We start from the raw sequence: 23570 nt of genomic DNA on the forward strand, positions 1-23570 counted from the left end.
GAATTCCTCGGTGCGCATTTTAATTATAACAAAATGTAAGTAATTTCCGTTTCAGCCTACCCGCTTTCCTGTGGGCGAGCATCGAGCCGCTTCCTCCGCTACGTTGCTGTCGCTTTGCTTTCACACGGGAGTCGAGTAGCCTTCCGCTCCAATCAATGATAGCGTAGTACTTTTAATTTATGTATTCAACAATGAACGCTGGCTACTTACTATAATCGAACAGAATAGAGAATGTTATTGATATCTGCTGTGGCTTTGATTACGAATTTAAATATTTATTATGATGTTATGCTTTCGCATATTATCACTATAAATTAGAGAGTGACGTGCTAGAAGATACATACTAAATGAATTAGTTGATTGTAGTGGAGACTGAGCGACTCCTTGGGGATTAGCGATAGAGGAACGAAGGCTAAGAGCATCACGTCCTGTGATAACGCCTTCGTAACCTACATCGTGTAGGTTCGAGACCCTGCAGCGAAGCGGATGTTTTCTGTGCGAAAGCGTAGTGTTAACGTAGCGGCAGCAAATGTTTTATCTGTGCGAAAGCGAAGCGTCAGCAACAACAAAAGCGGCTCATCGGACGCCCCCAGGAAGCTCTGCTCTGCGCGAAAGCGAAGCGTCAGCGGCAAATGTTTTATATGCGCGAAAGCGAAGCGTCAGCGGCAAATGTTTTATCTGTGCGAAAGCGAAGCGTCAGCAACAAAGCGCTCAGTCGGAACGGAAATCAACCACACGTTTTGCCAAAGAGCCAAATTAAATTTAACTATGACATTTTTACAACATTCACTTGATCATTTCATTTTCATTTAAACAACAATGAACACATAAATATAAAGAGAGAACATAGTTTAACTTCTTTCAGCAGAAGTCTCCCATCTCTATAAGTGGTAGATTAATGCGAATGTAAGCTATTTTTCAGCGGGTGTCCAAACGCCCGCTGAAAGAAGTTAAAGCCCCCGGCAGGATGTCATGGAATCGGAAATGAGTTCTTTGTGCAAGCACAAAGCCGATTCCAGACGCAATTATGCCAAGGCACAATTGATTGAGATAAAACGATGTTGAGAGTAATTGATTTAGTTAGGGAGGGAAAATATGCGTTTCTCGATGTTACAGCAAAAAGAAGTTATTGAAGCAGGCAATGGACGCTTTTTAGGATTTGTGGTTGATGCAGAGGTATCCAAAGAAACAGGCTATGTAACGGCATTTATGATTGCAGAGCCTCGCAAATATCTGGGTTTTTTTCGTGGAGAAGAATCTGTTAGGAAAGTGTATATGAAAGATGTACTTGTGGTTGGCAAGGATGTCATTTTAGTAAAAGCATTATCCTAAAGTGCGCAGTTTTTACGATTATTAAAACCAAAGCTGTTTTTAAGCTGCAAATGGGTTAAATGTAATTTCACTTAGGTCAGGCTATTCATTGATAATTCAAGCATTGCTTGTTACAATAAAAGAAACTATTGTTGTAAAGTTGGGAAAAACAGTGACAAAAATCATATCAAATTTGAATAAAATTAATGATCTTATACAAGCAGCAAAAAAACGTGCTAATCGAGAAGAAAACGAAGTCCAAATTATTGCAGTGACAAAAGAGGTTTCAGTAGAAAGAACACAAGAAGCTATTGATGCAGGACTGATTCATTTAGGAGAAAACCGTCCTGAAGGCTTAAATCGTAAAATTGAGGCGATTCAAGCTGATGTACATTGGCATTATATTGGGTCTTTACAAACACGTAAGGTAAAACAAGTCATTAACAGCATTGATTATTTGCATTCATTAGATCGTTTGAGTTTAGCAGAAGAAATTGAAAAAAGAGCAGACAAACCTGTCAAATGTTTTGTACAAGTTAATGTATCAGGCGAAGAGTCAAAACATGGTTTAGCAATCGAGGAAATTCTGCCTTTTATTGAATCATTAAAGAGTTTTACAAAAATTCAAGTTGTTGGTCTAATGACAATGGCACCAAATACAGATGAGGAAACAATTATTCGCTCTGTTTTTAAGCAATTAAAACAATGTCAACAGCAAATAGCCGAGCAAGGATTCGTACACGCGCCTTGTACCGAGTTATCAATGGGCATGTCTAATGACTTTGAAATGGCGGTAGAGGAAGGGGCTACATTTGTTCGAGTTGGAACGGCTCTTGTTGGAAATGAAAGAGGGGAAGAGGATGAGCATGAAAAATAAAATTAAAAATTTCTTTTATCTTGAGGAAGAAATAGAAGAAGAAATCACGCAAGCTCCTGTTCAACAGCAACAACCCGTACAACAACAGCAACAAATTCAATCAGTGAAGCCAAAAAAAGTTATTAAGGAGCGAAAGGCACCTGTTCAGGAAATTTTTCCGCAGAGTACAAATACTACAAACAACATTGTAAGTTTACAGGCAGCTATGAATTCTAAAGGTGCAAAAGTTGTATTAGTTGAACCTAGAGTTTATGCAGAAGCACAGGATATTGCTGAACATTTAAAAAATAAACGCGCAACAATCCTCAATTTGCAACGTATTGAGCGAGAGCAAGGTGTACGAATTATTGATTTTTTAAGTGGCACAGTTTATGCACTTGGCGGTGATATTCAAAGGATTGGAAAAGACATTTTCCTATGTACACCTGATAATGTAGAAGTGTCTGGCGAAATTTCGAATTTTATTTTAGACGATAATTAATAGCGAGGATTGTAGTTTATATGACTTTATGGGTAATTCTAGGTTATGCATCATTAGCATTTAGGATATATTCTTATATGTTAGTTGGATATGTTTTACTGTCTTGGGTACCTGCTGCCCAAGATTCAGCAATTGGTCGTTTTCTTAAAAAAGTATGTGAGCCTTACTTGGGGATTTTTAGGAAATTCATCCCTCCAATTGGTATGATTGATATCTCGCCAATTGTGGCAATTTTTATGCTTAATTTTATTCAAAACGGACTTTTTATTGTTATTGAAAAAATATATGAAATGTTCTTCTAAAAGAAATCCTCACGAACGGTGGGGATTTTTTATTTATTGGGAATACTATATTTAACAAAAATATTGCTAACAACTTAGTGATGATTCCCTAGAATTCATAAGCGTGAGTAGGGAACGGTGTTTTGGCAATCTAAAGCAAATTCAACTGAAATTAAGGATCAATACTAAAATCTGTTCTTGATTAAAAAGTATTGTTGGGATGACATTTGTTAATACGTATGCTTTGTATATAGGTTGATTGGAGTGGAGGTTGTAGCTGCTCCTATTTTTAAATATAAAACTAAGCGTGTTGATTAGGAAAATATAGTTTTTTTATTGACTGATAAAAGGATTTTTTGGTTGATATTTTGCTAATATATGCCCATTCTAACTGATTGTAGCGTAGGGCTACTCGACTCCCGCGGGAAAGCGAGACAGACGAGACCCTGAGGCCAACACGATGTTGGTTACGAAGGCATTGTCACAGGACGTGACGCACTTAGCCTTCGTTCCTTTAGTGGAGGAAGCGGCTCGACGCTCGCCCGCAGGAAGCTTTGCTCTGCGCGAAAGCGAAGCGTCAGCGACAAATGTTTTATCTGTGCGAAAGCGAAGCGACAGCAACAAATGTTTTATCTGTGCGAAAGCGAAGCGACAGCAACAAATGTTTTATCTGTGCGAAAGCGAAGCGACAGCAACAAATGTTTTATCTGTGCGAAAGCGAAGCGACAGCAACAAATGTTTTATCTGTGCGAAAGCGAAGCGACAGCAACAAATGTTTTATCTGTGCGAAAGCGAAGCGACAGCAACAAATGTTTTATCTGTGCGAAAGCGAAGCGACAGCAACAAATGTTTTATCTGTGCGAAAGCGAAGCGACAGCAACAAATGTTTTATCTGTGCGAAAGCGAAGCGACAGCAACAAATGTTTTATCTGTGCGAAAGCGAAGCGACAGCAACAAAGCGAGTAGCCCGTAGCGGAAATCAGAGCCTACTAATTAATTAGTGTAGATAAGAATGGTTAAACAACATCTGAAATAGATCCTTAAAATACCAATGAAATTAAACTAGTAAAAGAGAGATAATAGAGGTGGAGTAAACATGGAGCATTTAATTCAGCATTTTAGGAAAGATGAACAGCCTTTTATTGAACAGGTTGTGAGTTGGCAACATGAGGTGGAGGATCGATATGCTCCAAAGCTTACTGATTTTTTAGATCCTCGACAACGTTTTATTGTTACATCGATTATTGGTCAAGAAGACACATTGAAAACAGTTAGTGCTGGGCTCTTTGATGAAGCAGAAAGACAACGTATGCTTATTTATCCTACTTATTATGAGCCTGTGGAGGAAGATTTTCAGCTTACAGTATTTTCAATTCAATATCCTGTGAAATTTGTACAACTACGACATCCAGATGTTCTAGGGGCATTATTATCATTAGGACTGAATCGTAGCAAATTCGGTGATATTCGTGTAAATGAACACCAAGTACAATTTGTAGTAGCGAATGAGGTAGCAGAATATGTACGTTTACATTTAACAGGCATCGGCAAAGTAAAGGTACATGTAGAATCGATTAAAGAGATGGAGCCTTTGCTACAAAATGAGGAAGAGTGGCTAGAAGAGTCTCATACTGTTTCTTCCATGCGTTTAGATGTTATTATTTCAACGGTTTTAAAAATTTCCCGCCAAAAAGCACAAGCATTAATTACAGGAAAAAAGGTACGTGTTAATTGGACTGAGCGGGATACAGTTGCTTTTGAATTACAAGAAGGAGATATTTTATCTGTACGCGGAAGCGGTCGAGTAAAAATTATAATGACAGAAGGCCGTACAAAAAAAGATAAAATTCGTTTGCAAGTCGGTCGATTGACTCAAAAAAGCTAAAAACCAAGTAAATTTCATTAATTTTTACTGCTAAGTTGTTGGAACAATTGTATAATAGGAAATACGAATGTACATGTAAAGGAGAGAAGGATCGTATGCCATTATCACCTATTGATATACATAATAAGGAGTTTACCAAATCGTTCAGAGGTTATGCTGAAGATGAAGTAAATGAATTTTTAGATCAAATTATTAAAGACTATGAAATTTTGCTACGTGAAAAAAAGGAAGTAGACAGACAATTAGAAATGTCCTTAGAACAAGCGAGACATTTTAACACTTTAGAGGAAACATTACAAAAATCAATTGTAGTCGCGCAAGAAGCAGCCGATGAAGTAAGAAGAAATTCTCAAAAAGAAGCTAAACTCATTGTAAAGGAAGCAGAAAAAAATGCTGATCGTATTATCAATGAGGCTTTAACGAAAGCTCGTAAAGTGACAATTGAAATTGATGAGCTAAAAAAACAATCAAAAGTATTCCGTAATCGTTTTAAAATGCTTGTAGAAGCACAGCTTGATTTACTAAATGCAGATGACTGGGATCACTTGCTACAATATGATATTGATCTTACAGAAATTCAAGCATCTGTTGAAGAAGCTCAGGATGCCGATCAAGTTTAAATGCAATAAGTGAAACTTGACGTGGTTGTTTGATTTTCATATACTATTGTAATAGTAATTATTTTGAACAGATATGCATACAGGCAGAGACGAAGACAGTATTTGTTAGGCGTAGTTAAGCGATTTGGGGATAGTGTGAGCCCAAACATGCAAATAACAATGAACATCACTTCGGAGCTAAATAACTGAATGAAGTAAGTTATTTCGTGATGCACGACGTTAACGTGCTTTAAGTGGTAGTACAATTTTGTGCTGCAATTAGGGTGGTACCGCGAGTATAAGCTTCTCGTCCCTTTGAGGGATTGAGAGGCTTTTTTTATGTTCAAATGGCGGAAGGCTTTCATTTCTATAATGTGAAATGGATAAATGCTTTGAATCCTAAATCTGAACTTATACTCTCGTTGTTAAAATGTGTTGATTTTGCTAATAACTGTCGTATGTGAATGAAAGCCTTAGTGCATATGTTCTTTGTTTGTAAAAATAAAGGAGGAATTGAAAAATGGTTGAGTATAAAGATACCTTATTAATGCCAAAAACAGATTTCCCAATGCGTGGAAACTTACCGGCAAATGAACCGAAGATGCAAGAAAAATGGGATGAAATGGACATTAACAAATTACAGATGGAGCGCACTGAAGGACGCACTGAATATGTGTTACACGATGGCCCTCCATATGCGAATGGTGATATCCATATCGGTCACGCTTTGAATAAAGTATTGAAAGACATGATTACACGTCATCGCTCTATGACTGGTTACCATGTAAACTATATTCCAGGTTGGGATACACACGGTTTACCAATCGAGCAGGCTCTAACGAACAAAGGTGTAAAGCGCAAAGAAATGTCTGTTGCTGAATTCCGTAAATTGTGTGAAGAGTATGCTTACGAGCAAATCGACAACCAACGTATACAATTCCGCCGTTTAGGTGTTCGCGGTGATTGGGAAAATCCATATATTACATTAAAGCCTGAATTTGAAGCACGTCAAATTGAAGTATTCGGCAAGATGGCTGAAAAAGGCTATATTTATAAAGGTTTAAAACCAGTTTACTGGTCTCCATCATCTGAATCTGCACTTGCAGAAGCAGAGATTGAATATCAAGATATTAAATCGGCGTCTATTTATGTAAGCTTTGCAATTAAAGATGCTAAAGATGTTGTACCAGCAGATGCTAAATTTATTATCTGGACAACAACACCTTGGACAATTCCAGCGAACTTAGGGATTTCTGTAAACCCTGAATTTATCTATGTTGTTGTAGCAGTTGTAGATAAAAAATTCATCATTGCTAAAGAGTTATTAGAAACTGTTGCTAACGAACTTGAGTGGGATGCATATGAAGTAGTTCAGGAAGTAAAGGGTGAGGCACTAGATCGAGTTGTTGCACAGCATCCATTTTATGACCGTGAATCGCTTGTGATGGTTGGAGAGCACGTAACTGCTGAAGCGGGTACTGGCTGTGTTCATACAGCACCAGGACACGGGGAAGATGACTATCATATTAGTAAGCAATATGGTCTACCAATTCTTAGTCCTGTTGATAATAGTGGCTGCTATACAGATGAGGCACCTGGTTTTGAAGGTGTATTCTACAATGATGCAAATAAAATGGTCACAGAAAAATTAAAAGAAGTAGGCGCATTAGAAAAGCTTAACTTCTTCACGCACTCTTATCCACATGACTGGCGTACGAAAAAACCAGTTATTTATCGTGCAACACCACAATGGTTTGCGTCTGTTGATGCATTCCGTGATGAGTTACTAGAAGCTGTGAAATCAACAGCATTTACACCTGCTTGGGGTGAAACACGCCTTTATAATATGATTCGTGACCGTGGAGACTGGGTAATTTCACGTCAGCGCGCATGGGGTGTTCCAATTCCGATTTTCTATGCTGAAAATGGTGAGCCAATTATTACACCAGAAACAATTGCCCATATCTCAGCATTATTCCGTCAACATGGGTCAAATATTTGGTTCCAAAAAACGGCTAAAGAATTATTACCTGAAGGCTTCACACATCCAAGTAGCCCGAACGGCGAATTTACAAAAGAAAATGATATTATGGACGTGTGGTTCGACTCAGGTTCTTCACACCAAGGTGTATTAGTAGAACGTGGTATGAAATATCCAGCTGATTTATATTTAGAGGGCTCTGACCAACACCGTGGATGGTTTAACTCATCTTTAATTACGTCAGTAGCTATTAATGGCTATGCACCATATAAGGGATTATTAACACATGGTTTCGTTCTAGATGGTGAAGGTCGTAAGATGAGTAAATCTTTAGGAAATGTCATTATCCCGAAAAAGGTTATGGATCAATACGGAGCAGATATTCTTCGTTTATGGGTTGCTTCAGTGGATTATACAGCCGATGTTCGTATCTCGATGGATATGTTGAAGCAAGTATCTGAGGTTTATCGAAAAATCCGTAACACATTCCGTTTCTTACACGGCAATGTAGCTGATTTCGATGTAGCGAAAGATCGAGTAGCGTATGCAGACCTTCGTGAAATGGATCAATACGTTTATATGCGTCTACAAGATGTGTTAAAAACTGTACGTGCTGCTTACGATCGCTATGATTTCGCAGCCGTTTACCATGCAGTGAATAACTTTGTTGCGGTAGAATTATCTTCATTCTATTTAGATATTGCAAAAGACGTTGTATACATTGAAGGCAATGACAACAAAGATCGCCGTGCAATGCAAACAGTTATTTATGACACATTAATGACGTTAGTAAAAGTGATGTCACCAATTATCCCTCATACAGCTGATGAGATGTGGTCTTATTTACATGCTCAAGGTGTTGTCGAAGAGGTATCTGTACAATTAACAGACTTCCCAGAGGTTGATGAACATGAAAACTTTGAAAGTCTACGTGCAAAATGGGTAAAAATCATTGATGTTCGTGATGATCTTTTAAAAGCATTAGAGGAAGCTCGTAATGCAAAAACAATCGGTAAATCACTTGAAGCAAAAGTGACAGTTTATGCAAAAGAAGATGTGGCAGCTTTATTGAAAGATGCAAACATTGACTTTGCGCAACTTTCAATCGTCTCTGCCTTTGAAGTAGCACCAATAGAAGCGGCACCTGCAAATGCATTAGCTCTAGAACATGCATCGATTGTTGTAGAGAAAGCAACAGGCGAAAAATGTGAGCGTTGCTGGTCAATTTCTGAAACAGTTGGTTCAAATGAAGCGCATCCAACAGTATGTACACGTTGTGCAGAAGTAGTAGAAAAATATTACGTTTAAGTTCTTTCAGCCGATTCAAGACGCAATTATGCCGAGGCATAATTGATAAAAACAAACAGGAATGCAAACTAAGAACAAGAATTTGCATGCTATGTAATAAAAACGCAAGTCTCCTTGATGAAGGGGGGCTTGCGTTGTTTACTTTTATGGAGGTCTAGCAGATTCTTTTTATAGGTTTAGTTACTCAACGATGCGTTATGAACTATTTAAATAATATTTCTTGCGTATTGCGGTAGTCAGTTGGAGATATGCCAACATACTTCTTAAACGTGATGCTGAAATAATTAGGAGTGTTAAAACCGCAGATGGATGAAATTTTTTCAATGGTGTAATCGTATTTTCGTAAATAGGGTAGCGTCTTGATGATACGTGTAAAAGCTACATAATCCACAAAATTACGACCAGTCTCTTTTTTAAACAATCTACTAAAATGCGTAGAACTAAAGTTAATATATTTGGCAACATCACTAATCGTTATTTGTTCATCATAGTGTTCTTCGATATAGTGGATAGCCTTTTGAAGCGATTCGTGCTTTGTTAAATCTTCATAAAATCGTATATGAATATTATGGACAGGTGGTTTTCTCCGCGCCTTTCGCGCTTGGCTATAAGATTCTTTAACTTGCATGGCGTCCTGAAAAACACCGCCAATCCCCATAAAAAGATGAATGCCATAATCTTTTTTTAACACTTCAATAACCTCAAGTAAACAAGCTACCCCCTCAGACCAATGCTTAAATGATGTGTATTCATTTGGAAGGCGCATAAGCAACAATAAATAACGTTCAAAATTTAAAAAGGATAAAGGTGCGTTGTTAGCAAAGTTTTGACGAAATACATTTGCTATAACACTGCTCGCATCATAAAGGATAGGTCGATTTTCATTCACATCTATATAGCCCTGAATTAAAAACACGATATTTGGGATGCAATTTTTTGATAAAAAAGAAGCAGACTGGATAATTTCCTGCTCATTTTCAACTTCTCCCCGTATAAGTCGTTTTAAAAAGGCTTCTCGGAAAGGGGAAGTATGGTCTTGTGAAATTTGCTGTGATAGCTCAAGCATTGTAATAGTACTTGCCTGTTTTTCTTTATAGGACGTATAAAGCTTTTTAACAATTCGCAGAAATTTTGCCTTCTGTAATGGTTTTATGAGAAGTGCGGGCAAATTTAGTTCAATTGCTATACCAGTTGAGTAAGTAAGGTGTTCTGCAACAATAGGGACAATTATACTGTTAGGATAATTTCTTTTTAACCGATTTATCTTTACCCAGTCAAATAAGCGGTTGATTTCATAGAAAATGAGAGCGACATCTTCTGTTTTGAATTCTTCGCAGTTCATAAAGGTATGAGGTAGAAATTCTTCTAACCAGTAGCCCATTTGTTGTTTTTCGTTTGAATTTTCAATATACCAAACCATGTTTAAAATGCTAACAACTCCCTTTCGTTGTAAATGAAAAATGATAAAAATATTTTAACTTAAAATAGCATTTTTTTGTACTAATACAGCAATATTTTGTAACTAAATTATGGGTTAAATAGAATAAAATAATTGTAGTAAATAATAATTTGAAATTTCAGATAATTATTTACCCAGATAGAAAGGGGGATTTGAAATATGGCAGAAGTAGGGAGTCATGATTATGAATACGTGGAAGCTGGAACAGTAGATGTGAAGGATCTTCCACCACTAGATGCAACTACTAACCAAATTATGAAAGATGAGTTTACGACAGGTTTTGGCTTAACGGTATTTTATTTCATTTTAATTTTTAGTATTCCAGTGATGAACTGGTTTGCTCCAGAACTTGCTTTTAAGAAAATTTGGGGTGGTATAACAGTTACCTGGTTTGTGACAACAGTCGTAATGATGGCAATGGCATTTATTATTGCCTATGTGCATACAGCATTGTACGAAAAACGCCTAAAGAAATACGAAATACTTAAGTAAGTAGCTTTAGCTTAGGGGGGGATTTGTTAAATGATAAAAGCTCTATTAGAACCGAAGATGTTAATGACCATTGCTTTAATGGGAACAATTGTATATATTACGTATTTAACAAAAAGAAATGCAACGGCATCTGACTTCTTTGTAGGGGGAAGAAGTTTTGGTTGGTTTACAAATGGTTCGGCAATTGGAGGAGATTATTTAAGTGCAGCTACTTTCCTTGGGATAGCTGGTTTGACTTTTCAATTAGGATATGATGGTGCTTATTATGCATTTTGCTTCTCCATTGGATTAACATTGTTAGCAATTTTTGTGGCAGGTCCATTAAGACGTTTTGGTGCATTTACCGTTGCTGATTTTTTAGCTTATCGTTTTCATAGCAAACGAGCTCGACTAGTAGCAGTAGCTGTAGTTTTAGCGATTTCTGGTTTTTATGCAGCGCCACAATTATTAGGTGCAGCACAAATTTTAAGTATGTTTTTTTGTACCTCTTATGAATTTGGTATCATCTTTACATGTATCGTAATGATTTTCTATGTAGGAATAGGTGGTATGAAAGGAACAACAATCAACCAAGCTTTAGAGCTTTGGATTCGCCTTGGTGCGTTTATTGTTATGTTGATCGCAGCAATGTATAGCGGTTTACATTATGATAAGATTTTAGCTGCTATTAATTCATTTAGCGGCCCTATTACAGGGACTTCACCATATGCTTTAGATGGAAAGGATATTAATTTTGATGGTGCTGCTTGGACAGGGACAGGCTTTTATTTTCCAACATTTTGGCAAACTATTAGTATGACAATAGGTTTAGCATTAGGTACGATTGGTTTACCACATATATTACTAAGATTTTATACAAATCCAAGTGCAAAGGCAGCTCGTAAATCAGCGCTTATGGCGATTGGGATTGCAAGTGCGTTTTTCTTACTAGCTGTATATCTAGGTGTTGTAGGCCGTTCTATTTTTATCTCGGGTACTGCAAGTGAGGAAGTAATGCGAGATTTAGTACTTGGTGGGAACAATATGGTTATTCCTACAACAGCACTTGCACTAGGAGGCAAATGGCTTCTTGGGCTTGTCATCGCGGGGGCATTTGCGGCCATATTCTCAAATTTATCAGGATTATTTATCACAAGCTCAGGGGCATTGGCTCATGATTTATATGCAAGTGTTATGAAAAAGGATATTACAGAAAAACAACGAGTGATTGCAGGGAAAGTAGCAATTGTGATATTAGGTATTTTATATGGAGCATTGGGCTTACTTGTTAAGGATGCATCCATCGGACATTTAGTGGCTCTTGCCTTTACTGTTGCGGCGAGTACATTTACACCAATATTTATATTAGGTATTTGGTGGAGAGGAATGACAGAAAAAGGAGCAATTGCGGGCTTACTTATTGGACTTGGGGTATCTATGTGGATGATATTTTTACCTGGAACGCTGCCAAGCTTTTTGCAATTTAAAATTCCTGGCATTGTGACAGTACCAGCTGGCTTCTTATCGGTTATTATCGTGTCATTATTAGATCGAAAAGTACCGGCTGATGTGAATGATTTCATGAGACGTGTACATTCAAAGGAATCTGAAACAGTCTAGATTTGAATAGAAATTGAAAAGCTATTGCCATTACTTATGAAGTGATGGCAATAGTTTTTTTGTGGGAACAAAAGCGACGGAAAGAAGAGTCAAAGTGACGGAAAGAAAAGCCAGAATGACGGAAAGAAGAGTTAAAACGACGGAAAGAAAAACCAGAACGACGGAAAGAAGGCCAAGAGCGACGGAAAGAAGAGATGAAGCGACGGAAGAAACCAAAAGCGACGGAAAGAAGAGTCAAAGCGACGGAAAGAAGAGTCAAAGCGACGGAAAGAAGAGATGAAGCGACGGAAGAAACCCAGAGCGACGGAAAGAAGAGTCAAAGCGACGGAAAGAAAGCCGAGAGCGACGGAAAGAAGAGACGAAGCGACGGAAGAAACCCAGAGGGATGGAAAGAAGAGTCAAAGCGACGGAAAGAAAGCCGAGAGCGGCGGAAAGAAGAGTCGAAGCGACGGAAGAAAGCTAGAGTGACGGAAAGAAGAGTCAAAGCGACGGAAAGAAAGCCGAGAGCGACGGAAAGAAGAGACGAAGCGACGGAAGAAACCCAGAGCGACGGAAAGAAGAGTCAAAGCGACGGAAAGAAGAGACGAAGTGACGGAAGAAACCCAGAGCGACGGAAAGAAGAGTCAAAATGACGGAAAGAAGAGACGAAGTGACGGAAGAAACCCAGAGCGACGGAAAGAAGAGTCAAAATGACGGAAAGAAAGCCAAGAGCGACGGAAAGAAGAGATGAAGCGACGGAAGAAGAGCCAAGGTGACGGATGAAAATCAGAGCGACGGAAAGAAGAGACGAAGCGACGGAAGAAATCCAGAGCGAGGGAAAGAAGAGTCAAAGCGACGGAAAGAAAGCCGAGAGCGGCGGAAAGAAGAGACGAAGCGACGGAAGAAACCCAGAGCGACGGAAAGAAGAGTCAAAGTGACGGAAAGAAAGCCGAGAGCGACGGAAAGAAGAGTCGAAACGATGGATAGCAAAGCGAACGCCCACAAGAAAACGCTTTCGGAGCAAAAATCATCCCCACATAAAGTATTCAGCCATATTTTCGTGCTATATTAGTTATTCTGAGATGGGCTGTTATGGTAGAATAGGTTAGATGTTGAGTGAACGGAGGAATGACTGTGTATAAATATTATGGATTGGCCGCATTCGTTGTCCTATTAGATCAATGGACAAAATGGCTAATTGTGAAAAATATGGAGTTTGGTGAACGAATTTCAGTATGGGATCCATGGTTTGGAATATTGTCTCATCGAAATAAAGGGGCAGCATGGGGCATGCTTGAAGGGCGTATGTGGCTATTTACGATTGTCACTGTAGTTGTTATATGTGCCGTTATTTACTATTATCATAAAGAGGCAAAGGGGAAACCTATTTTTCAAGTAGGCTTAATGCTCTTATTAGGCGGAGCGATAGGTAATTTTATTGATCGTTTATTTAGAGGCGAAGTGGTCGATTTTATAGATGTATTAGTTCCGGTAATTAATTATGATTTCCCAATCTTCAATATTGCAGATGCAGCTTTAACAATTGCTGTAGTGGTAATAATGATTGGTTTAATCGCTGAAGATAAAAAAGAAAAGAAACAGGTGAAAGAATGACGCAAGTATCATATACAATGGAAGAACAGCAAAAGGGAGAGCGCATTGATAAGGCGCTTTCAAGTGTGCAATCAGAATGGTCTCGTACACAAATTGGAAATTGGATTACTGAAGGTATTGTTAAAGTAAATGGAGAGATTGTCAAGGCGAAGTATAAGGTAAAAGTAGGAGATCTAGTGGAAATAGATGTACCTGAAGCAGAGCCATTAGATGTTATTGCTGAAAACTTGGACCTTGATATTGTTTATGAGGATGCGGATGTCCTTGTTGTGAATAAACCAAAGGGCATGGTCGTGCATCCAGCACCTGGACATATGGCAGGTACCCTTGTAAACGGTTTAATGTATCATTGTAAGGATTTATCAGGCATTAATGGTGTTCTGCGTCCAGGAATTGTGCATCGTATTGATAAAGACACTTCAGGGTTATTAATGGTTGCTAAAAATGATGCGGCTCATGAATCGTTAGTGAATCAGCTAGTCAATAAAACAGTGACTCGTAAATATACTGCGCTAGTACACGGACATATTGCACATGATAAAGGAACAATTGATGCACCTATTGCACGCGATCAAAAAGATCGTCAAAAACAAGCGGTTGTCGATAATGGAAAGCATGCAGTAACTCACTTCGAAGTGATTGAACGCTTTGGCGACTATACACTAGTGGAATGTCGTTTAGAAACAGGACGAACTCATCAAATTCGTGTGCATATGAATTATATTGGATACCCACTTGTTGGTGATCCAAAATATGGACCAAAAAAGACAATAGACTTCGGTGGACAAGTATTACATGCGGGAATTTTAGGATTCGATCATCCTGCATCTGGCGAATATATCGAGTTTGAAACACCACTTCCTGCTGATTATGAACAATTATTAAATGATTTACGAAATAGGCATTGACGGATAGTAAAAGAAGGTCTATACTAACGAAAGTGAAATGAACAACTTAACTAAATATTCACCTTTAATGACAGTCCAGAGAGGCTGAGAAGGTACATGTGATCGTGTTGCTTAAAATTTGTGCTGCAAATTTTTTCAACATGCTATTTAAACACGTATACAACCCTCTCAGGCTATTCGCCTCGAGAGGTTTTTTTATGGACACATGACCAACAATAGATAGAAGAGAGGAGGAAATTTACATGGCACAAAATGAGCTATTAGATGGCCCATCAATGGCAAGAGCATTAACACGAATTGCTCATGAAATTATTGAACGTAATAAAGGGATCGATGAATGTATTTTAGTCGGTATTAAAACGCGAGGTGCTTTTCTCGCAAAACGTCTTGCAGAAAGAATTGAAAAAATTGAAGGTAAAGCAATTCGTACTGGGGAGCTTGATATTACACTTTATCGAGATGATCTATCAACAAAGCATGAAAACGAGCAGGCGCATGTAGAGCAAGTTGATATTGATTACGTTGTAGCGAATCAAAAGATTATACTAGTTGATGATGTATTATACACTGGGCGTACAGTACGAGCAGCACTAGATGCAGTGATGGATTTAGGGCGACCTGGACAAATTCAACTGGCAGTCCTTATCGACAGAGGTCATAGAGAGCTTCCGATACGAGCTGATTATGTTGGTAAAAATGTTCCAACATCTGGATCCGAGCGTATAGTAGTAAATTTACAAGAGGTAGACGACGAAGATTGCGTCATTATTTATAAAGAAGACTAACGATAAAGTGAGGAAACACTATGTCAAAAGCAGTATTAGATATTCAGGATAAACCGACTCCAGTCCAACTAGTGACATTAAGTTTCCAACACATGTTTGCCATGTTTGGGTCAACGATCTTAGTCCCTCAATTGGTAGGTCTTAGTCCAGCAATTGCTCTTTTAACGAGTGGGATTGCTACACTTGTTTTCTTATTAGTAACACAGTTTAAAGTACCAGCCTATCTAGGTTCATCATTTGCTTTCATCTCACCAATTCTAATTGCAGCGAATGGATTAGATACAAATAATGCTAGTGTGAATCCGGGGAATGCGATGATTGGGGCACTAGCAGTCGGCCTAGTTTACGGAATTGTGTCTTTAATCATTTGGAAGACAGGTTATAAATGGTTAATGCGTTTGCTACCACCAATTGTTGTGGCACCCGTTATTATCGTAATTGGTTTAGGACTGTCAGGTACAGCAGTAAATATGGCAATGAATATAAATGTAGAACAGGTGAATGAGACAACGGGGGTTGTTGAAACTGTATCTCAATACAGTGGATTACATTTTTCAGCGGCTTTAGTTACTTTATTAGCAGCGATTATATTCACGGTATACTTTAAGAATATTTTAAGTGCTATGCCTATTCTGATGGGTCTAATTGTTGGATATATCTACTCAGTGTTTATTGGAATCGTTGATTTCACTCCAGTAAAAGAAGCATCATTTTTCGCTTCACCGGATTTTTTGATACCAGGTGTGGACTATGAATTCAATATTACAGCTAAAATTTTACTTGCAATGGTACCAATCGTCATCGTAACGATTTCAGAACATATAGGTCACCAATTAGTTTTGGGGAAAGTAGTAAATCGAAATTATGTCAAAGATCCAGGCCTTCACCGATCAATTTTAGGGGATGGTTTAGGGACATTGCTGAGTGCCTTAATCGGCGGACCACCGAAAACAACATACGGTGAAAATATAGGTGTTTTAGCAATCACACGTGTCTATTCCGTGTATGTTATCATGGGAGCAGCAGTCATTGCGATTGTCGTGTCGTTCTTTGGGAAAGCCATGGCATTAATTTCAACAATACCAACCGCAGTTCTTGGTGGTATTTCAATCTTATTATTTGGTATTATCGCGTCTAGTGGTTTACGTATGCTAGTTGAAAGTAAAGTAGACTTTGGGAATAATCGAAACATGGTTATTGCATCTGTAATTTTAGTAGTAGGAATCGGCGGTGCTGCACTTAGATTCTCTGAGTCATTTGCCCTTGAAGGTATGGCATTAGCAGCAATTATAGGTGTGATTTTAAACTTAGTATTACCAGGGCGAGAGAAAGAAATTTTAGAAGATTAATTAAATAAGTAGTACCTTTTAATGAATTGTCCAGAGAGGCAAAAAAAGGGAAGTTGTAGACAAGCTAAACGTAGGAATATGTTCTGCTCTAGTTTGTCACGCCTCCTTATGCCTCGTTGATGACATCAGCGGGGCTTTTACTATATTCAGCTTACTGAATACGGAACGTTTATACATAGACGTTCATGAAACACAATCTAATGGAGGTTACATGATGAAGAACTTATTATCGATGGAACATTTAACAACTGAAGAAATTAACCACATTCTAGATCGTGCGCAAGCTTTTGAAAATGGTGAAGCATCATTGTTATCTAGAGAATACAACGTAGCAAACTTATTTTTTGAACCGAGTACACGTACGAAAACGAGCTTTGAAATGGCAGAGCGTAAAGTTGGCTGTATTGTTATCCCATTTGATGCGGGTTTTTCAAGTGTCACTAAAGGGGAAACAATGTACGATACGGTAAAAACGTTAGAAATGATTGGTATGGATGCGGTAGTCATTCGCGCAAAAGAAGACGAGTATTACAATGAACTGCTAGAAGGCATTAATGTGTCAATCATTAACGCAGGTGATGGTGCAGGTCAACACCCATCCCAATCATTACTGGATCTTTATACAATCAAAAAAGAGTTTGGTTCTTTTGAAGGGTTGAATGTAACAATCGCTGGGGATGTATCCCATAGCCGTGTAGCAAAATCAAATGCATCAGCGTTACAGCGATTGGGGGCAAATGTTCATTTTCTTTGTCCAGAAGAGTGGGCTGGCGGTTTCGAAGCACATCACTCTTGGGATGATTTAATCGAAATAAGTGATGTGATTATGTTACTTCGTGTGCAGCATGAACGTCATAAGGTTAATAAAAGCTTCTCAAAAGAGAGTTATCATAACGAGTACGGTTTAACTATTGAACGTGAAAAACAAATGAAGGAAAAGGCCATTATTATGCATCCAGCACCGGTCAATCGTGATGTGGAAATTGCTTCAGAGCTAGTTGAATGCGAGCGTTCTCGAATTTTCGCGCAAGTTCGAAATGGAGTATATACGCGAATGGCTATTGTCGAAACAATTTTAAAGGGGAGAGAATAATATGACAAAGGTTCTTCAAAATGTACAAATGTTAAATGAACAAGGCGAGCTACAAACAGTCAATATCGCTATGGTAGATGGCAAAATTACTGAAATTGGACAAAATGTAAATGTAGCAGGCGCAGAAATTATCGAAGGTAAAGGTTTAGTTGTGGCACCAGGCTTTGTCGATGTACACACACATTTACGTGAGCCAGGATTTGAACATAAAGAAACAATTGCTACAGGTTCTGCATCAGCAGCTAAAGGCGGATTCACAACTATTTGTGCGATGCCAAACACAAAACCAGTTCCAGATTCAGTAGAAAACATGCAGTTGATTAACGGTCTTATTAAAGAAAGTGCAGTCATTCGAGTACTTCCATACGGCTCTTTAACAAAGGACATCTCAGGTGAGGTTCGCACGAGTATTGAAGAATTAAAAGCACATGGAGCTGTTGCATTTTCAGATGATGGTGTTGGGATCCAGCTTGCATCAACAATGTATGAGCAAATGAAAGATGCGGCACAGCATGATGTGGTAGTTGTAGCGCACTGTGAAGACAACTCATTAATTTACGACGGCGTTATGCATGAAGGGAAGCGTAATCAAGAACTTGGTTTACCAGGAATTCCATCGATTTGTGAATCCGTTCAAATTGCACGTGATGTTCTACTAGCAGAAGCTGCTGGCGCACGCTACCACGTATGTCACGTGTCAACGAAGGAATCTGTACGTGCAGTACGAGACGCTAAGGCAGCGGGTATTCGTGTCACTGCAGAAGTTTGCCCGCATCATTTATTACTTGAAGAAATGGATATTCCATCAGATGATGCAAACTGGAAAATGAACCCGCCATTACGTGCTGCTGATGATAAAGACTCACTTCACGCAGCTCTACTAGATGGCACAATCGATTGTATCGCTACGGATCACGCTCCACATACAGTAGAAGAAAAATGCTGTGGCATGGTAGGCGCACCGTTTGGCATTGTAGGCTTTGAAACAGCCTTCCCACTACTTTACACACAATTTGTAGAAACAGGGAAATGGACGTTAAAACAGTTGATCGACTGGATGTCTGTAAAAGCAGCTCAAATTTTCGATTTACCATATGGCACATTAGAAGTTGGATCTTCAGCAGATATGATTTTAATAGATTTAAATAAAGAACAAACAATTGATGCAGAAGGCTTTGTATCTAAAGGACGCAATACACCATTCAATGGATGGGTTGCAAAAGGTTGGCCAGTCCTTACAATTTTTGAAGGCAATATCGTATACCAGGAGGCAGAGTAATGAAAAAACGTTTACTTATTTTAGAAGATGGCACAGTATTTACAGGTACAGCGTTCGGTAGTGAGCGAGCTTCACAAGGTGAGGTCGTATTTACAACAGGGATGACGGGTTATCAGGAAACAATTTCAGATCCTTCTTTCTACGGACAAATCGTAACGTTAACTTACCCTTTAATCGGTAATTACGGTATTAACCGTGATGATTTTGAATCAATCACGCCTGCTATTCGTGGCTTTGTAGTTCGTGAATTAGCAAAAACACCTTCAAACTTCCGCTGTGATTTAACAGTTGATGAGTACTTAACATCAAAGGATATTCCAGGGATTGAAGGAATCGATACACGAAAATTAACACGTATTATTCGTAGCAAAGGGTCAGTAAAGGCTATTTTAACAGCGGCTGATGAGGAAGTGAATGTTGACGAAATCGTGGCAAAATTACAGGCGACACCAGCTATTACAAACCATGTACATGAAGTATCACCGAAAGCAGCCTACCCATCACCAGGTCGTGGCAAACGCGTAGTATTAATAGACTTTGGTATGAAACATGGTATTCTTCGTGAGTTAAACAAACGTGATTGTGATGTGCTAGTTGTACCTTACAATACTTCAGCAGCAGAAATTTTAGCGTGGCATCCAGATGGCATCATGCTTTCTAACGGCCCAGGTAACCCGGAAGATGTGCAAGAAGGTATTGAAACAGTTCGTAATTTAATCGGAAAAGTACCGATGTTCGGTATTTGTTTAGGGCACCAAATCTTCTCACTAGCATGTGGTGCACGAAGCTTCAAATTACCATTCGGTCACCGCGGTGGTAACCATCCAGTAAAAGATTTACGTACTGGCCGTACTGATTTAACATCTCAAAATCATGGCTATGCAATCGACATCGATTCATTAAAAGATACAGATTTAGAATTAACACATATCGCATTAAATGACGGTACTTGTGAAGGGGTACGCCATAAGAAATATCCAATCTTCACCGTGCAATATCACCCAGAAGCATCACCAGGTCCAGAAGATTCAAATCACTTATTTGATGAATTTATCGAAATGATGGAAGTAGAAGCAGGGAAGGGGAAACAACATGCCTAAACGTACAGATATAGAAACTATTTTAGTAATCGGATCAGGTCCAATCGTTATCGGACAAGCAGCAGAATTTGACTACGCAGGAACACAAGCTTGTCTTTCACTAAAAGAAGAAGGCTATCGCGTTATCTTAATAAACTCAAACCCTGCGACAATTATGACAGATACAGAAATTGCAGACAAAGTATATATTGAGCCAATTACACTTGAGTTTGTATCACGAATTTTACGTAAAGAGCGCCCAGATGCCATCCTACCAACACTTGGTGGTCAAACAGGTTTAAACATGGCCATTGAATTAGATAAATCAGGAATTCTAGATGAGCTTAATATTGAAATTCTTGGTACGAAATTAGAGGCAATCCATAAAGCAGAAGACCGTGATCTATTCCGTAATTTAATGTATGAACTAGGTGCTCCAGTACCTGAATCAGATATTATCCATAACCTAGACGAAGCGAAAAACTTTGTAGCGAAAATTGGCTACCCAGTAATCGTTCGCCCTGCCTTCACACTTGGGGGTACAGGCGGCGGTATTTGCTACAACGATCAAGATCTAGAGGAAATTGTGACATCTGGTCTAAAATATTCGCCAGTAACACAATGTTTACTAGAAAAATCAATCGCTGGTTATAAAGAAATTGAATATGAAGTAATGCGTGATGCTGCTGACAACGCAATCGTTGTATGTAACATGGAAAACGTTGACCCAGTTGGTATTCATACAGGTGACTCCATCGTAGTTGCACCTACGCAAACACTTTCGGATCGTGAAAACCAAATGCTACGTAATATCTCTTTAGATATTATCCGTGCACTAAAAATCGAGGGTGGCTGTAACGTACAATTAGCTCTTGATCCATATAGCTTTAATTACTATGTAATCGAAGTAAACCCACGTGTATCTCGTTCATCAGCGTTAGCGTCAAAAGCAACAGGCTATCCAATTGCAAAGCTAGCAGCAAAAATCGCAGTTGGTTTAACATTAGATGAAATCAAAAACCCTGTAACAGGTTCAACGTATGCTTGCTTCGAGCCAGCTCTAGACTACATCGTGGCGAAAATCCCTCGCTGGCCATTCGATAAATTTGAATCTGCAAAGCGTAATCTTGGTACACAAATGAAAGCGACGGGTGAAGTAATGGCACTTGGTCGTACATTTGAGGAAGCGATGCTAAAAGCAGTGCGTTCTCTTGAAACAGGTCAAGTTCACTTAGAGCTGAAACATGCAGAAGAAAACACTGATTCTTGGATTGAAAAACGTATTCGTAAAGCAGGCGACGAGCGTCTATTCTTCATCGGTGAAGCACTTCGTCGCGGTGTAACAATTGAGCAAATTCATGAATGGTCTGCAATTGACTTATTCTTCTTAAATAAATTCAAAAACATCGTAGATATGGAGCAAACACTTGCTGACAATAAAAACGATAAAGACGTATTACGTACAGCAAAACGTCTAGGCTTTGCAGATAAGAAAATTGCTGAGCTTTGGGAAACAACTCAAGAGGAAGTATATGCATATCGTAAAGAACATGGCATTATCCCAGTATATAAAATGGTCGATACATGTGCAGCGGAGTTTGAATCTGAAACACCATACTTCTATGGCACATATGAGGATGAAAATGAATCGATTAAATCAGACAAGCCATCAGTTGTTGTACTTGGTTCTGGTCCAATCCGTATTGGTCAAGGGGTAGAATTCGACTACGCAACAGTACACTCAGTATGGGCAATTCAAGAAGCGGGTTACGAAGCGATTATTATTAACTCGAATCCAGAGACAGTATCAACGGACTTCTCGATTTCAGATAAATTATACTTCGAGCCATTAACAATCGAAGATGTTATGCATATTATCGACCTAGAGCAACCGATTGGAGTAGTTGTACAATTTGGTGGTCAAACAGCTATTAATCTTGCTGATAAATTAGCTGCTAATGGCGTGAAGATCCTAGGTACAACACTTGAAGATATCGACCGTGCAGAAAACCGAGACAAATTCGAGCAAGCATTACGCGACTTGAATATTCCACAGCCATTAGGTCAAACAGCTGTATCTACGGAAGAAGCACTTGCTATTAGTGAACGTCTAGGCTTCCCTGTACTAGTTCGTCCTTCATACGTACTAGGTGGACGTGCGATGGAAATCGTCTACAACCAAGAGGAATTAAAACACTATATGGAGAACGCAGTAGAAGCCTCTCCTGATCATCCAGTTTTAGTAGACCGCTACTTAACGGGTCAAGAAATTGAAGTAGATGCCATTTGTGACGGTGAAAATGTATTAATCCCAGGTATTATGGAGCATATCGAACGCGCAGGGGTTCACTCTGGTGACTCTATCTCTGTATACCCTCCACAAAAACTAACGCAAACGCAAAAAGATACGTTAGTGGATTATACGACTCGCCTTGCAAAAGGTCTTGGCATCGTAGGCTTAATGAACATTCAATACGTTATTTCACAGGGCGAAGTATATGTCATCGAGGTTAACCCACGTTCATCTCGTACAGTACCGTTCTTAAGTAAAATTACAAACATCCCGATGGCGAATATTGCGACGAAAGCGATCCTTGGTAAATCAATCGTAGAACAAGGCTATCCAACAGGCTTAGCGGCTGAGCAAAAAGGTGTCTTCGTTAAAGTGCCAGTATTCTCATTTGCTAAATTACGTCGTGTAGACATTACACTAGGACCTGAAATGAAATCAACAGGTGAAGTAATGGGGAAAGATGCAACATTAGAAAAAGCACTTTACAAAGGCTTAGTTGCAGCAGGTATGGAAATTCGCACAGAAGGCACAGTATTGTTCACTGTGTCTGATAAAGATAAAGAGGAAGCAATTGCACTAGCAAAACGCTTCTCAACAGTAGGCTATCGTATTGTCGCTACTGAAGGTACAGCAAAAGCGTTCGAAGCAGCAGGTGTACGTACAGATATAGTTGGCAAAATCGGTGCAAAAGGTCAAACATTAATCGATTTAATTCAAAACGGTGAGGCACAGCTTGTTGTCAACACATTAACAAAAGGTAAGCAACCGGCACGTGATGGCTTCCGAATCCGTCGTGAGTCAGTTGAAAACGGCGTACCTTGCTTAACTTCATTAGATACAGCAGAAGCGATGGTACGTGTTATTGAGTCAATGACATTTACAGCAGAACAAATGCCAAAAGCGGAGGTAGTACACTAA

At 38.9% G+C, this 23570-nt stretch carries 25 protein-coding genes and 1 other annotated feature; of the genes, 19 read left to right on the top strand and 6 right to left on the bottom strand.

Annotated elements, in window-relative coordinates:
* Window positions 1-529: 529 nt before the first annotated feature.
* The 9 genes from AB9L17_RS05110 to ileS all read left to right on the top strand — a co-directional run bounded on the left by AB9L17_RS05110 (window position 530) and on the right by ileS (window position 8723).
* Entirely contained in the window at window positions 530-760 is a 231-nt protein-coding gene (locus AB9L17_RS05110) for a hypothetical protein (RefSeq protein ID WP_375200159.1), read from the top strand.
* Window positions 761-1095: 335 nt separating this feature from the next.
* The gene (locus tag AB9L17_RS05115) at window positions 1096-1332 is read left to right on the top strand and encodes a PRC-barrel domain-containing protein (RefSeq protein WP_049668351.1); all 237 of its coding nucleotides are present in this window, start codon (window positions 1096-1098) and stop codon (window positions 1330-1332) included.
* A 151-nt stretch (window positions 1333-1483) separates the two neighbouring features.
* Window positions 1484-2188, top strand: a complete 705-nt coding sequence (locus AB9L17_RS05120) for a YggS family pyridoxal phosphate-dependent enzyme (RefSeq protein ID WP_068983502.1) — start codon at window positions 1484-1486, stop codon at window positions 2186-2188.
* On the top strand, window positions 2172-2669 hold the full coding sequence (locus tag AB9L17_RS05125) for a cell division protein SepF (protein ID WP_068983241.1): 498 nt from the start codon (window positions 2172-2174) through the stop codon (window positions 2667-2669). The genes AB9L17_RS05120 and AB9L17_RS05125 overlap by 17 nt, the downstream gene beginning before the upstream one ends.
* A 20-nt stretch (window positions 2670-2689) precedes the next feature.
* Window positions 2690-2971 carry a YggT family protein gene (locus AB9L17_RS05130; RefSeq protein ID WP_068983240.1) on the top strand — a complete coding sequence of 94 codons (282 nt, stop codon included), beginning with the start codon at window positions 2690-2692 and terminating at the stop codon, window positions 2969-2971.
* Between the two features lie 439 nt (window positions 2972-3410).
* Entirely contained in the window at window positions 3411-3923 is a 513-nt protein-coding gene (locus AB9L17_RS05135; protein ID WP_375200160.1) for a hypothetical protein, read from the top strand.
* Window positions 3924-4046: 123 nt separating this feature from the next.
* On the top strand, window positions 4047-4835 hold the full coding sequence (locus tag AB9L17_RS05140; protein WP_223552558.1) for an RNA-binding protein: 789 nt from the start codon (window positions 4047-4049) through the stop codon (window positions 4833-4835).
* A 95-nt stretch (window positions 4836-4930) separates the two neighbouring features.
* Window positions 4931-5455: a DivIVA domain-containing protein gene (locus tag AB9L17_RS05145; protein WP_223552560.1), complete on the top strand. Its 525-nt coding sequence runs from the start codon at window positions 4931-4933 to the stop codon at window positions 5453-5455.
* A 77-nt stretch (window positions 5456-5532) separates the two neighbouring features.
* Window positions 5533-5752: a binding site (T-box leader), on the top strand.
* A 202-nt stretch (window positions 5753-5954) separates the two neighbouring features.
* Window positions 5955-8723 (top strand): isoleucine--tRNA ligase, encoded by a 2769-nt coding sequence (gene ileS, locus AB9L17_RS05150; protein WP_375200161.1) that lies wholly within the window; start codon window positions 5955-5957, stop codon window positions 8721-8723.
* Window positions 8724-8925: 202 nt separating this feature from the next.
* Here ileS and AB9L17_RS05155 read toward each other — a convergent pair whose 3' ends face one another.
* Complete coding sequence (locus AB9L17_RS05155) at window positions 8926-10143, bottom strand: AraC family transcriptional regulator (RefSeq protein WP_223552562.1); 1218 nt, start codon at window positions 10141-10143, stop codon at window positions 8926-8928.
* A gap of 198 nt (window positions 10144-10341) precedes the next feature.
* On the opposite strand from AB9L17_RS05155, the gene AB9L17_RS05160 reads away from it, so the two are divergent.
* Window positions 10342-10674: a hypothetical protein gene (locus tag AB9L17_RS05160; RefSeq protein ID WP_223552563.1), complete on the top strand. Its 333-nt coding sequence runs from the start codon at window positions 10342-10344 to the stop codon at window positions 10672-10674.
* A gap of 30 nt (window positions 10675-10704) precedes the next feature.
* Window positions 10705-12273 carry a cation acetate symporter gene (locus tag AB9L17_RS05165; RefSeq protein WP_375200162.1) on the top strand — a complete coding sequence of 523 codons (1569 nt, stop codon included), beginning with the start codon at window positions 10705-10707 and terminating at the stop codon, window positions 12271-12273.
* 34 nt (window positions 12274-12307) lie between these two features.
* Here AB9L17_RS05165 and AB9L17_RS05170 read toward each other — a convergent pair whose 3' ends face one another.
* From AB9L17_RS05170 to AB9L17_RS05190, 5 genes are read right to left on the bottom strand one after another with little or no spacing between them, the layout of a single operon-like run.
* Window positions 12308-12532 carry a hypothetical protein gene (locus AB9L17_RS05170; RefSeq protein WP_375200163.1) on the bottom strand — a complete coding sequence of 75 codons (225 nt, stop codon included), beginning with the start codon at window positions 12530-12532 and terminating at the stop codon, window positions 12308-12310.
* Window positions 12529-12675 carry a hypothetical protein gene (locus AB9L17_RS05175; RefSeq protein WP_375200164.1) on the bottom strand — a complete coding sequence of 49 codons (147 nt, stop codon included), beginning with the start codon at window positions 12673-12675 and terminating at the stop codon, window positions 12529-12531. The genes AB9L17_RS05170 and AB9L17_RS05175 overlap by 4 nt, the downstream gene beginning before the upstream one ends.
* The gene (locus AB9L17_RS05180; protein ID WP_375200165.1) at window positions 12672-12839 is read right to left on the bottom strand and encodes a hypothetical protein; all 168 of its coding nucleotides are present in this window, start codon (window positions 12837-12839) and stop codon (window positions 12672-12674) included. Before AB9L17_RS05180 ends, AB9L17_RS05175 begins: the two co-directional genes overlap by 4 nt.
* Window positions 12840-12896: 57 nt before the next feature.
* Window positions 12897-13103, bottom strand: a complete 207-nt coding sequence (locus AB9L17_RS05185; RefSeq protein ID WP_375200166.1) for a hypothetical protein — start codon at window positions 13101-13103, stop codon at window positions 12897-12899.
* The gene (locus tag AB9L17_RS05190) at window positions 13100-13276 is read right to left on the bottom strand and encodes a hypothetical protein (RefSeq protein WP_375200167.1); all 177 of its coding nucleotides are present in this window, start codon (window positions 13274-13276) and stop codon (window positions 13100-13102) included. The genes AB9L17_RS05185 and AB9L17_RS05190 overlap by 4 nt, the downstream gene beginning before the upstream one ends.
* Window positions 13277-13386: 110 nt before the next feature.
* Between AB9L17_RS05190 and lspA the strand changes: the two genes are divergently transcribed.
* From lspA to carB, 8 genes are all read left to right on the top strand, one after another.
* Complete coding sequence (gene lspA / locus AB9L17_RS05195; RefSeq protein WP_068983231.1) at window positions 13387-13866, top strand: signal peptidase II; 480 nt, start codon at window positions 13387-13389, stop codon at window positions 13864-13866.
* Window positions 13863-14774: an RluA family pseudouridine synthase gene (locus AB9L17_RS05200; protein ID WP_375200168.1), complete on the top strand. Its 912-nt coding sequence runs from the start codon at window positions 13863-13865 to the stop codon at window positions 14772-14774. Before lspA ends, AB9L17_RS05200 begins: the two co-directional genes overlap by 4 nt.
* A gap of 242 nt (window positions 14775-15016) precedes the next feature.
* On the top strand, window positions 15017-15559 hold the full coding sequence (pyrR, locus tag AB9L17_RS05205; protein WP_068983229.1) for a bifunctional pyr operon transcriptional regulator/uracil phosphoribosyltransferase PyrR: 543 nt from the start codon (window positions 15017-15019) through the stop codon (window positions 15557-15559).
* A 20-nt stretch (window positions 15560-15579) separates the two neighbouring features.
* Window positions 15580-16908, top strand: a complete 1329-nt coding sequence (locus AB9L17_RS05210) for a solute carrier family 23 protein (protein WP_068983228.1) — start codon at window positions 15580-15582, stop codon at window positions 16906-16908.
* Window positions 16909-17122: 214 nt separating this feature from the next.
* A complete protein-coding gene (locus AB9L17_RS05215; protein WP_068983227.1) occupies window positions 17123-18001 on the top strand; it encodes an aspartate carbamoyltransferase catalytic subunit in 879 nt (292 codons plus the stop codon).
* A gap of 1 nt (window position 18002) precedes the next feature.
* Window positions 18003-19280, top strand: a complete 1278-nt coding sequence (locus tag AB9L17_RS05220; protein ID WP_068983226.1) for a dihydroorotase — start codon at window positions 18003-18005, stop codon at window positions 19278-19280.
* Window positions 19280-20380: a carbamoyl phosphate synthase small subunit gene (locus AB9L17_RS05225; RefSeq protein ID WP_068983225.1), complete on the top strand. Its 1101-nt coding sequence runs from the start codon at window positions 19280-19282 to the stop codon at window positions 20378-20380. Before AB9L17_RS05220 ends, AB9L17_RS05225 begins: the two co-directional genes overlap by 1 nt.
* Window positions 20373-23570, top strand: a complete 3198-nt coding sequence (gene carB, locus AB9L17_RS05230; protein ID WP_223552572.1) for a carbamoyl-phosphate synthase large subunit — start codon at window positions 20373-20375, stop codon at window positions 23568-23570. Before AB9L17_RS05225 ends, carB begins: the two co-directional genes overlap by 8 nt.

Origin of the sequence: Lysinibacillus sp. RS11 (assembly GCF_042019215.1) — a bacterium.
GTDB lineage: Bacteria > Bacillota > Bacilli > Bacillales_A > Planococcaceae > Lysinibacillus > Lysinibacillus xylanilyticus_A.